General features: G+C 72.5%; 7 protein-coding genes. 4 read left to right on the top strand and 3 right to left on the bottom strand.

Going from position 1 to position 11,290, the window contains the following annotated elements; all coding sequences use genetic code 11:
- Positions 1-51: 51 nt before the first annotated feature.
- Positions 52-1,182, bottom strand: a complete 1,131-nt coding sequence (locus tag ACWCPF_RS01855; protein WP_451042970.1) for an ATP-binding protein — start codon at positions 1,180-1,182, stop codon at positions 52-54.
- Positions 1,183-1,360: 178 nt separating this feature from the next.
- Between ACWCPF_RS01855 and ACWCPF_RS01850 the strand changes: the two genes are divergently transcribed.
- Positions 1,361-2,740: an SWIM zinc finger family protein gene (locus tag ACWCPF_RS01850; RefSeq protein ID WP_451042969.1), complete on the top strand. Its 1,380-nt coding sequence runs from the start codon at positions 1,361-1,363 to the stop codon at positions 2,738-2,740.
- Positions 2,741-2,992: 252 nt separating this feature from the next.
- Positions 2,993-4,603 carry a DUF5691 domain-containing protein gene (locus ACWCPF_RS01845; RefSeq protein WP_451042968.1) on the top strand — a complete coding sequence of 537 codons (1,611 nt, stop codon included), beginning with the start codon at positions 2,993-2,995 and terminating at the stop codon, positions 4,601-4,603.
- Between the two features lie 63 nt (positions 4,604-4,666).
- On the opposite strand, the gene ACWCPF_RS01840 is transcribed toward ACWCPF_RS01845, so the two are convergent.
- Complete coding sequence (locus tag ACWCPF_RS01840) at positions 4,667-5,083, bottom strand: cobalamin B12-binding domain-containing protein (RefSeq protein WP_451042967.1); 417 nt, start codon at positions 5,081-5,083, stop codon at positions 4,667-4,669.
- 461 nt (positions 5,084-5,544) lie between these two features.
- Here ACWCPF_RS01840 and ACWCPF_RS01835 point away from each other — a divergent pair, with 461 nt between their 5' ends.
- Both ACWCPF_RS01835 and ACWCPF_RS01830 read left to right on the top strand, forming a co-directional pair.
- Complete coding sequence (locus ACWCPF_RS01835; RefSeq protein WP_451042966.1) at positions 5,545-6,537, top strand: esterase/lipase family protein; 993 nt, start codon at positions 5,545-5,547, stop codon at positions 6,535-6,537.
- Between the two features lie 207 nt (positions 6,538-6,744).
- Entirely contained in the window at positions 6,745-8,340 is a 1,596-nt protein-coding gene (locus ACWCPF_RS01830) for a M23 family metallopeptidase (protein ID WP_451042965.1), read from the top strand.
- A 143-nt stretch (positions 8,341-8,483) separates the two neighbouring features.
- Here ACWCPF_RS01830 and pcrA read toward each other — a convergent pair whose 3' ends face one another.
- On the bottom strand, positions 8,484-11,003 hold the full coding sequence (gene pcrA / locus ACWCPF_RS01825; RefSeq protein WP_451042964.1) for a DNA helicase PcrA: 2,520 nt from the start codon (positions 11,001-11,003) through the stop codon (positions 8,484-8,486).
- Positions 11,004-11,290 lie beyond the last annotated feature (287 nt).

Genomic DNA, 11,290 nt, shown 5'->3' with positions numbered 1-11,290 from the left:
ACGCCCAGGTCGTCTCGTTCTGGTCGATCCCGTTGCTTTCCTTGCTGACGTTCACTCGCTCACCTCCCTGCAGGCGCGATAGAAGTCCGTCCAGCCGGCGCGTTCGCGCACGACCGCCTCCAAGTACTCCTGCCATACGACCCGGTCGGCTGCCGGGTCGCGCACGACGGCGCCGAGGACGCCCGCGGCGACGTCCCCCGGGCGCAGCACCCCGTCGCCGAAGTGCGCGGACAGGGCAAGCCCGCCCGTGACGACGGAGATGGCTTCGGCCGTCGACAAGGTGCCACTCGGTGATTTCACTTTGGTCCGGCCGTCGGAGGTGATCCCGTCGCGCAGTTCGCGGAAGACGGTCACCACGCGGCGGATCTCGTCGATACCGTCGGGTGCGGTCGGCAGATCGAGGGAGCGCCCGATCTGGCCCACGCGCCGTGCGACGATGTCGACCTCGGCCTCGACACTGTCCGGCAGCGGCAGCACCACCGTGTTGAAACGGCGGCGCAGGGCGCTGGACAGCTCGTTGACCCCGCGGTCGCGGTCATTGGCCGTGGCAATCAGGTTGAAGCCACGGACCGCCTGTACTTCCTGCCCCAACTCCGGTACCGGGAGCGTCTTCTCCGACAGGATCGTGATGAGTGTGTCCTGTACGTCGGCCGGAACGCGAGTCAATTCTTCGACGCGGACGGTCATTCCGTCCGCCATGGCGCGCATCACCGGACTGGGCACCAGCGCGTCCCGACTGGGCCCGTGCGCGAGCAGCTGCGCGTAGTTCCAGCCGTAGCGGATGGCCTCCTCCGGTGTGCCCGCGGTGCCCTGCACGAGCAGCGTCGAGTCGCCGCTGACGGCCGCGGCGAGGTGTTCGGAGACCCAGGTCTTGGCGGTGCCGGGCACGCCGAGCAGCAGCAGGGCGCGGTCGGTGGCGAGGGTGGAGATCGCGACCTCGACGATCCGGCGCGGGCCGACGTACTTCGGCGAGATCACCGTGCCGTCCGGCAGGGCGCCGCCGAGGAGGTAGGTGGCGACGGCCCACGGCGACAGTTTCCAGCGGGCCGGGCGCGGACGGTCGTCCTGCGCCGCCAGCGCGGCGAGTTCACTCGCGAAAGCGTCCTCGGCGTGCGGACGCAATGCCTCCGGCGACTGGCTTCGGGTCGATTCCACGGACGTCGGATCTACGGACACAGACATGGCTGAGGCCCCCTCCAGCTCGGCCGGTTCGGATCTGGTGTCCACCGTGCACCACGCCACTGACAACGCGATCTGACCTGCGAAAACGTCCTGGCAGCCCGGCTCGCCGGACGCTCGACGGATGCCCTGCGGATGCGCTGCGGACCGATTGTCAGTGGTGGGGTCTACCTTCGATGGCATGACACAGCAGGGGGTGCGCTGGACGGCGGATCAGGTGCTGGCACTGGCGCCTGACCCCGCGTCACGCAAAGCGGGGAGCAAACTCGGCGCGGCCGGTCCCTGGTCCGGGACGGGCAGTTCGCGGGAGGGGGCGGTGTGGGGTGTGTGCAAGGGCAGCGGCAGCACGCCGTACCGGACGGTCGTCGACGTCGCCGACCCGTCGCCGGCCGGTTCCGGCCCGGCGTACGACTGCAGTTGTCCGAGCCGCAAGTTCCCGTGCAAGCACGCGCTCGGTCTGTTGCTGCTCTGGTCGGAGGGGGAGGGATCGGTGCCGGCGGGGCGGGCGCCGGACTGGGCCGAGGAGTGGATCGCGGGGCGCAGCGGCAGACGGGAGAGCGCTGCGCAGGAGGAACGGGCGGCGGGCCCGGCGGGTTCCGCGTCCGGCCCGGCCGATCCGGAGGGGGCGCGCCGCCGGGCGGAGCGCCGCGCCGAGCGGATCACGGCCGGGGCGACGGAACTCGAGGAGCGGCTCGCCGACCTCCTGCGCTCCGGCCTGGCCACGGCCGAGCAGTCGGGGTACGGCCTGTGGGAGGAGACGGCGGCCCGCATGGTCGACGCGCAGGCTCCCGGACTCGCCGCGCGGGTACGGGAGTTGGGGGCGATCCCGGCGTCCGGCCCGCGCTGGCCGGTGCGGCTGCTGGAGGAGTGCGCGCTGCTCCACCTCCTCGACCAGGGCTGGCTGCACCGCGAGCGGCTGCCGGAGGCCCTGGCGGCGACGGTCCGCACCCGCGTGGGCCTGCCCTCGTCCCCGGCGGGTCCGCCGGTCCGGGATCAGTGGCTGGTCCTCGCCCAGTACGACACGCCGGACCCGAAACTGACGACCCGACGTATCTGGCTCCACGGCACCGCGTCGGGCCGTACCGCGCTGCTCCTCTCCTACGGGGCCGCGGGCCGCGCTCCGGAGCTCTCGCTGCCGGTCGGCCTCACCCTGCACGCCGAGCTGTCCGCGCATTCCGGCACCGGACAGCAACGAGCCTCCCTCGGCAAGCAGTTCGCCCCGCCCACCCTCACCGGAACCCGGCCCCCGGGCTCGACGACGACCGAGGCGACCGCGCGCTACGGCGAGACCCTGCGCCACGACCCCTGGCAGGACGCCGTCCCGGTGACCCTGGACGGCGTCATACCGACCCCGGACGGCGGCTCCTGGCAACTGGCGGACGCCGACGGCGACACGGCCCTGCCGCTCACCCCCGCGGCGGTCGCCCACCCCGGTCTCTGGCGCCTGGTGGCGCTGTCGGGCGGCGCGCCCGTCAAGGTCTTCGGCGAGTGCGGCCACCGTGGCTTCACCCCCCTGACGGCCTGGCCGACGGGCCCGGGAGAGGCGGTACGCCTGTGCTGAACACGACCGGACCGGAAAGGCCGACACCAAGCGGGTCGGGCGAAGTCGGCTGCGTTCGGCAGCGCCCTGAAGGGGCGCGGGGCACTGACATATGCGGCTCCGCCGCGATGGGGGTCCCCCCGCTCGAGCGCAGTCGAGAGTGGGGGAGCGACCGGCCACGACGGCGCCGCAGCGGAACGACGGCGCATCGCGGCACTTCCAGCGGAGCGCTTGGCACGTGAAGCAACTCCACCAGCACCGGAAGGGAGCCGCATGACCGCCGCCTCGCACCTCCCCCCGCCACTCGCCTGGGAGGACCTGGTCACCGCGGCCCTCCTCGGCACCGACCGCCGTACGCCCCCGGGAGCGGCCCCCGGCCGGGACGCGCCGACGGCGCTGCTGGACGCCGCGGCCGCCGAGACCGTCCGCCGACGGGCCGGTCTGCGTCCGGGCCGGGCGGCTCCCCGTCCGGAGCCGGCCGCCGCGGAGACCCGTCCGCCGCTGCCCGCCGCGGCGGCCCGCAGGCTCGCCCTGCTCCTGGCCGACCGCCCCGGCATCGGCTCGGGCGGCCGCAGAGGCACGGCACCGGATCTCATGGAGCTGCTGCCCCAGTGGCTGACGGCGGTCAACGCCCGCGGGTTCGCCGCTCCCCCCGAGGCTCTGCCGGCGCTGCTCGACGCGGCACGCGCGCGTACGGACCTGCGCCCGGCGGCGCTGCGGTTCGCGGGTTCGCGGGCGCTGTGGCTGGCCCGGCTGAACCCGGACTGGCGGTTCGCCCTGCGCGGCGCGCCGGGCGGCGGCGCCGCACTGCCGGGCCCGGCGGAGGCCGGGCGGGTCGAGGCGCTGTGGCAGGAGGGCCTGTTCGCCGAGCGGGTCGCCCTGCTGGCGGCGCTCCGCTCCCGCGACCCCGACGCGGCCCGTGAGCTGCTCATGGCCACCTGGTCGACGGAGCGGGCCGAGGACCGGCTGATGTTCCTCGACTCGCTGCGCACCGGCCTCGGCGCACGGGACGAGCCGTTCCTGGAGCGGGCGCTGGCCGACCGCAGCCGCAATGTGCGGGCGACGGCCGCGGAGCTGCTGTCGGCCCTGCCGGACTCGGCGCTCGCCGCGCGGATGGCGGTCCGGGCCGGCGCCTGTGTGGCCGTCGACCACACCGGAGACACGCCGACGCTCGTCGTGGAGGCGCCGCACGAGTGCGACGCGGCCATGGAGCGGGACGGCGTGTCGCCCAAGGCGCCGACCGGCCGCGGCGAACGGTCCTGGTGGTTCGGCCAGTTGATCGAGGCGGCCCCGCTCGCCACCTGGCCGGCGCGCCTGGGCGGCCGTACGCCGGAGCGGATCGTGGCGTTGCCGGTGGCCGACGACTGGCTGGGCGAGCTGCACGGGGCATGGTGCCGGGCCGCCGTACGGCAGCGGGATCCCGGCTGGTCACGGGCGCTGCTCGGGGTGCCGTCGGCGCCCGGCGCGGGCGGGCCGGGCGCGGTCTCGCTCGCCGAACGGGCGAAGCTGCTGGGCACGCTGCCGGTGCCCGAACGGGCCGACTGGGTCGCCGGTTTCATCGCGGTGCACGGTCTGTCGGAGGCGTTCCAACTGCTCGGCGTCTGCGCCGTGCCGTGGGCGCGGCCCCTGGGCCGGTCCGTGGTCGACGCCCTCAACATCGCCCGGGACGCGGGCAGCTATCCCTGGAGCTTCAGCGGGGTGATGGGCCTGGCCGAACGCTGCCTGGATCCCTCGGAGGCGGCCCGCCTGGACGCCCTCCTGGCGGTGCCGGACGAACCGGAGGACGCGTCACCGGGAGCGGGCGGTTACTGGGCGGAGGCGTTCCAGCGACTGGGGAGGACCTTGCGGTTGCGGGCGGTGATGGCGCAGGAGCTGGAGGCATGACGACTGGGAGTATCACGGCTGGGCGCATGACCAAGCCCCTTCGGGCGGCCGGACCGGGTTCGTTCAGGCCCCCGCGGGCTGTCGCACATTGGCCCGGACCCACTCCACGATCGACGCCGTGGTGGCCCCCGGAGTGAAGATCTCGGCGACGCCCTTCTCCTTCAGCGGCGCGATGTCGGCCTCGGGGATGATCCCGCCGCCGAAGACCAGGATGTCCTCCGCCTCCCGCTCGGCCAGCAGCTCGATCACCGCGGCGAAGAGCGTGTTGTGGGCCCCGGACAGGATGGACAGTCCGATCGCGTCGGCGTCCTCCTGGATCGCGGTGTCCACGATCTGCTCGGGCGTCTGGTGGAGACCGGTGTAGATGACCTCCATACCGGCGTCGCGCAGCGCCCGCGCGATCACTTTGGCTCCGCGGTCGTGGCCGTCGAGCCCCGGCTTGGCCACCACCACGCGGATCGGACCGGCTGCCACACCCATCACTGCCTCCATGAAGCGACCGAGTGAACGAACGTTATCCCCAGCATCCCGCAACCGGCAGTTTCACCGTGCCGGCCGAGGGGGAAATCACACGCAGGGACACGTTCATCGCGCACTGTTCGCCCGCGCCACGAGGGGGAGCAGCCGCACCGGGAGCCGCGACGAGGTCGCCGTACCGCCAGGCAGCAGGCCGCGCTGCGTGGCGGTACGGCGCATCGGCAGGCACGATGGTCACGTAGGGCAGGTAAGGCACGACAGCGAGGAGCCTCGTCACCACAGCGGACAGGGATCGTCGTCGCGTCAAACGGTGCAACGGGTGTCGCACGAGCCGTGGACACCCCGCAGCACCGGCCACACCCGCTCCACACCCTGTCGTGCCCGCTCGACCTCCTCGACAGCGACTTCAACGAGGGCACACGGGGGACAGAGAAGTCCTCAGCGTGCCGACAGGAGGTCGGCCAGTGAAGGTCACCTGGGCACTGCAGCCCTTTCTCCCGTTCTACCGGCGTCTGCTGGCGGACATGCCGAGCCTTGCGAGCCTGTCGGCCTTCCCGAACATCACGTGCATCACGAGCCTGCCGAGCGTTCCCGGCCTTCCGGGCAGGCTGGCCGGTCTGTCCCTGACCCTCCTCAAGGCGACCGCGCTGGATCTGGCGATCCTCGCGGGCCATCTGCTCCTCTACCCCTCCGGCATCGCCCAGGAGCGCCGTGGCGCGGCGCACCCCGCGCTCGCCGGGCCGAGCGGCGAGGAGCCCGCACAGCTGCCCACGCAGGCGGCCCCGCCCCCGGTCGTGCTGCTGCACGGCTTCATCGACAACCGTTCCGTGTTCGTCCTGCTGCGCCGCAGCCTGGCCCAGCACGGCAGGCATCGGGTGGAGTCGCTCAACTACTCCCCCCTGACCTGCGACATCCGGACCGCGGCCGAGTTGCTCGGCCGGCACATAGAGGAGATATGCGAGCGCACCGGCAGCCCGCAGGTCGATGTGGTCGGGCACAGCCTGGGCGGCCTCATAGCCCGCTACTACGTGCAGCGGCTGGGCGGTGACGTGCGCGTGCGGACGCTGGTCACGCTGGGCACCCCGCACTCCGGCACCCGGGTGGCGCCGCTGGCGAACGCGCACCCGATCGTGCGCCAGATGCGCCCCGGCTCGCAGGTCATCGAGGAGCTCTCCCGGCCCGCGCCGGGCTGCCGGACGCACTTCGTCAGCTTCTGGAGCGACCTCGACCACCTGATGGACCCGCTGGAGACCGCCTGCGTCGACCATCCCGACCTGCTGGCGCAGAACGTCCGGGTGACCGGGATCGGCCACCTCGCCCTGCCGGTGCACCCGGCCGTGGCGACCGGCATCCGGCAGGCCCTCGACGCCGCGCACACGGAGTCGGCCACCGCGGCCGCGGGAGCGTCCGCCGGCGCACGCACCGGCCCCCGCTCCGACGACCTCACCGTGGCCTGACGACGCGCCGAGACCCGCTCGACACCCCTCCCACCTCGAACATCATTCGAACATACGGCCAAACCCGCGCCCGTCGTCCCCCGAAACACCGCCGAATGCCCCTTTCCTTCGAGCGCGAAACCTGCAGAAGATTGTCGTGCCCGCGTACTGCCGGGTACAGTCGCCGCACTGCTCTGGCAGCCCCTGTCGTCGGCGAAAGAGAAGTTGGTGAACGACCGTCACCCGTCGGGGATCATGACCACCCCGGCCCCGGCTTCCGAGCCCGCCGCAGCGCACTACGCGTCCTACGGCACCCAGGAAGCCCAGTACGACGGCTTCACCACGTACCCCGGCTACGAGACCGGCGCCTACGACACCGGCGCGCACGCCACCGGACACTTCACGACAGCGGACCCCCTCTTCGGCGGGTTCCCCGGCGACAGCACGGGCCAGGCGACCGGCACCTACGACACCGGCGCACAGTGGAGCACCGACGGTCATCAGGACCACCAGGGCCTTCAGGCCGCGGACACGGGCAGCCACCAGACCCTGAACTACGACGGGTACGCCGCCCAGCACCACGCGGTCTACGACTCGGGCTCCTACGACGCGACCGCCTGGGCCACCGGCCAGCACCAGCACCTGGCCGCCGTCCCGCAGCAGGCGACGGGGCCCGACGGCGGCGCGTGGGGGTCCCCCGTCGACGCGAACGCCTGGCTGCAGCCCGACCAGTCCGGCAGCCCGGCCGACCAGACCCAGCACTGGGAATGGGGCACGCAGGCCTTCGACACCGGCGCGTACGACGCGACGCAGTGGAACTCCGACGGCGGCGAGTCCGCGCAGGCCGCCCAGGCGGCCCAGGACGCCGACGAGTACGAGCAGCCGGCCGAGGTCCCGTTCGACCAGCAGGCCACCGCCACCTTCGAACACGTCGATCAGATCGAACGGATCGAACAGGCCGGGTACGACGAATCCGGCCCGGCCGAGGGCGAGTCGTCCGACGGCGCCCCGCTCCCGCTCCTCGACGAGCAGGAGGACGCCGCCCCCGCACCGGTCGGGCGGGCGGCCACCCGCAACGCGAACCGTTCCCGGCGCCGGATGCCCGCGAAGCGCTCCGCGCTGCTGACCATCGCGGTCCCCTCGGCCTGTGTGATGGGGGTCGCCGGCATCGCCGCCGCCTCCGTCGGCACGCTGACCGGCGGCGAGAGCGACAAGGACACGACGGCCTCCGCCTCCGACGCGCAGCCGGTGAAACCGTCCGCCGCCAACACCAAGCTGGACAGCCAGCTGGAGACCCTCTCCGCCGAGGCCGACGACTTCGCCGACCGGGCCAGCCGGACGCAGGAACGTATCGACCTCAAGACTCAGCAGGAAGCCGAGAAGAAGAAGGCGGCGGCGGAGGCGGCCCGCAAGGAGCGGCTGCGCCCCAAGTACGCCCTGCCGGTCGCGAAGCACGGCCTCAGCGCCTACTACGGCCAGGCCGGCATCAACTGGATGTCCCAGCACACCGGCATCGACTTCCCGGTCTCCTACGGCACGACGGTGATGGCGGCGACCGACGGCACCGTGCGCACGCAGTGGAACAACGCCTACGGCAACATGATGATCGTGACGGCGAAGGACGGCACGGAGACCTGGTACTGCCACCTCTCCAGCTACCGCGTCGCCTCCGGCACGACGGTCAAGGCCGGCGACCCCATCGCGTACTCCGGGAACTCCGGCAACTCCACCGGTCCGCACCTGCACTTCGAGGTCCGGCCGGCCGGCGGCTCCCCCATAGACCCGCTGCCCTGGCTGCGCAGCCACGGCCTCAACCCGACGTAGACCCGACGGCCTCGCACTGAGCGCTCCGCTGGGAGTGCCGCGCTGTGCCGTCGTTCTGCTGCGGCGCCGTCGTGGCTGGTCGCGCAGTTCCCCGCGCCCCTAAAGGGGCGCTGCCGCACCGCAGCCGATTTCGCCCGACCCGCTCAGAGCTTCTCCACCGGCGCGTAGCGCAGCAGCAGTCGCTTCGGCTTGGTGTCGCCGAAGTCGACCGTGGCCTCCGCGTTCGCGCCCGTGCCCTTCACTCCGACGACCGTGCCCAGCCCGAACTGGTCGTGCGTGACGCGGTCGCCGACGGTCAGCGCGACCACCGGCTTCTCCGCCGCACCCCGGCGCGTCGCGAAGCCGGACGCGCCCGCGGCCGAGGAACGCGAGCGGGACGAGGACAGCGACGCCGCCACCCCGGACACCGGGCCGGAGGACACGGGCGCGGTGGCTCCCGTCCGCTTCCAGTCCACATGCGTCGGCGGGATCTCCTCCAGGAACCGGGACGGCGGGTTGTACGACGGCTGCCCCCAGGCGCTGCGCAGCGCGGAGCGGGTGAGGTAGAGCCGCTCACGCGCGCGCGTGATGCCGACGTAGGCGAGGCGGCGCTCCTCCTCCAGTTCCTTGGCCTGGCCGAGGGCGCGCATGTGCGGGAAGACGCCGTCCTCCATGCCGGTGAGGAAGACGACGGGGAACTCCAGGCCCTTGGCGGTGTGCAGGGTCATCAGGGTGATGACGCCCGAGCCGTCCTCCTCCTCGTCCGGGATCTGGTCGGAGTCGGCGACGAGCGCGACCCGCTCCAGGAAGGCGGCGAGCCCGACGGGCGCCGCGGCCGCGGCCGCACCCTCGCCCTCTCCTTCGGTCTCCCCGGACTCCTGCTCGAACTCCAGGGCCACGGCGGCGAGTTCCTGGAGGTTCTCGATGCGGGTCTCGTCCTGCGGGTCGGTGGAGGCCTGCAACTCGGCGAGGTAGCCGGTGCGTTCGAGCACCGCTTCCAGGACCGTCGCCGGACCGGCGCCCGACTCGACGATCGTGCGGAGGTCGTCCATCAGCGCGTTGAACCGCTTCACGGCGTTCGTCGACCGCGAGGCCATGCCGTACGCCTCGTCGACGCGCTGCAGCGCCTGCGCGAAGCTGATCTTCTCCCGCTGGGAGAGGGCGTCGATCATCGCCTCGGCGCGGTCGCCGATGCCGCGCTTGGGCACATTGAGGATCCGGCGCAGCGGCACCGAGTCCTCCGGGTTGGCCAGCACGCGCAGGTAGGCCAGGACGTCCCGGACCTCCTTGCGCTCGTAGAAGCGGACGCCGCCGACGACCTTGTAGGGCAGGCCCACCCGGATGAAGATCTCCTCGAAGACCCGGGACTGGGCGTTGGTGCGGTAGAAGACCGCCACGTCGCCCGCCTTGGCGTCGCCCGCGTCCGTCAGTCGGTCTATCTCGTCGGCGACGAACTGCGCCTCGTCGTGCTCGGTGTCGGCGACGTAGCCGGTGATGCGCGCGCCCGCGCCCGCGTTGGTCCACAGGTTCTTGGGGCGGCGGGACTCGTTGCGCTCGATGACCGCGTTGGCCGCGGACAGGATCGTCTGCGTGGAGCGGTAGTTCTGCTCCAGCAGGATCGTCGTCGCGTTCGGGTAGTCCTCCTCGAACTGGAGGATGTTGCGGATCGTCGCCCCGCGGAAGGCGTAGATCGACTGGTCGGCGTCACCGACGACGCAGAGCTCGGCGGGCGGCACGTCGTACTCGTTCGGCGGCACGTCGACGGGGTGCTCGGAGGTGCCGACCAGTTCGCGCACGAGGGCGTACTGGGCGTGGTTGGTGTCCTGGTACTCGTCGACCAGGACGTGCCGGAAGCGGCGGCGGTAGTGCTCGGCGACGTCCGGGAAGGCGCGCAGCAGGTTGACCGTCGTCATGATCAGGTCGTCGAAGTCGAGGGCGTTGGCCTCGCGCAGCCGGGACTGGTACATCGCGTAGGCCTGGGCGAGCGTTTTCTCGAAGCCGTCGCCGGCCTGGGCGGCGAAGTCCTCCTCGTCGATCAGCTCGTTCTTGAGGTTGCTGATCTTGGCGCTGAAGGACTTGGGCGGGTAGCGCTTGGGGTCGAGGTCCAGATCCCGGCAGACCAGGGCCATCAGGCGCTTGGAGTCGGCAGCGTCGTAGATCGAGAACGACGATGTGAAGCCGAGCCGCTTGCTCTCCCTGCGCAGGATGCGCACGCACGCGCTGTGGAACGTCATCACCCACATCGCGTTCGCGCGCGGGCCGACGAGGTGCTCGACGCGCTCCTTCATCTCGCCCGCGGCCTTGTTGGTGAAGGTGATCGCGAGGATCTGGCCCGGGTGCACATGCCGCTCGGCGAGCAGGTGGGCGATGCGGTGGGTGAGCACGCGCGTCTTGCCGGAGCCGGCGCCGGCCACGATGAGCAGCGGGGTGCCGGCGTGGGCGACGGCCGCGCGCTGGTTGTCGTTCAGCCCCTCCAGGAGTGCGGCCGCGTCCAGGACCGGGCGGGGGGCGCCGCCGCGGTAGTGGGCGTCGCGGTCCGGGGGCACGTCAAACTTCCCGCCGAACAGATCGTCCGGGACCGACTCCGGTCCGTGGTCGTCCTCGGGCGGCGGCGGGGGCTCCTCCTCGTGGGCACGGGGGCCCTGGAGGTCCGCCAGGAAGCTGTCGTCAAAGAGGCTGCTCATCGCTCTCCGAGTCTAGGGGGCACCACTGACAAGCGGCTGCCGCCCCGGAAACATCTCCGCTCTCACCCTCCGGCGCTCCGCCGTCACCACACGTGATCCCCCCTGCGGACCTCACCGAAGGTCACGAAGACGTATCGGGCATATCGCCCATCAACCTTCACAGGAGCAGCACGAGTTGGCTACCGTTTCGCCAGGCCACACGCATCCCCCACCGGTGAAACCTCGCCGGGCCGCCCGGCCTCCGCCGAGTCCGGCGCGCCCCCGAGTGGCGGCCGACCGCGGACCCA

It is taken from the genome of Streptomyces sp. NPDC001858 (genome assembly GCF_053594615.1).
The sequence above is the reverse complement of the archived record's forward strand: the minus strand, read 5'-3'. Positions and strand labels throughout refer to the sequence as shown.

What these genes read in the sequence shown, in the direction of transcription:
- ACWCPF_RS01855 (WP_451042970.1), bottom strand. Translation starts at nt 1,182, where the DNA reads ATGTCTGTGTCCGTAGATCCGACGTCCGTGGAATCGACCCGAAGCCAG.
- ACWCPF_RS01850 (WP_451042969.1), top strand. Translation starts at nt 1,361, where the DNA reads ATGACACAGCAGGGGGTGCGCTGGACGGCGGATCAGGTGCTGGCACTG.
- ACWCPF_RS01840 (WP_451042967.1), bottom strand. Translation starts at nt 5,083, where the DNA reads ATGGGTGTGGCAGCCGGTCCGATCCGCGTGGTGGTGGCCAAGCCGGGG.
- pcrA (WP_451042964.1), bottom strand. Translation starts at nt 11,003, where the DNA reads ATGAGCAGCCTCTTTGACGACAGCTTCCTGGCGGACCTCCAGGGCCCC.
- ACWCPF_RS01845 (WP_451042968.1), top strand. Translation starts at nt 2,993, where the DNA reads ATGACCGCCGCCTCGCACCTCCCCCCGCCACTCGCCTGGGAGGACCTG.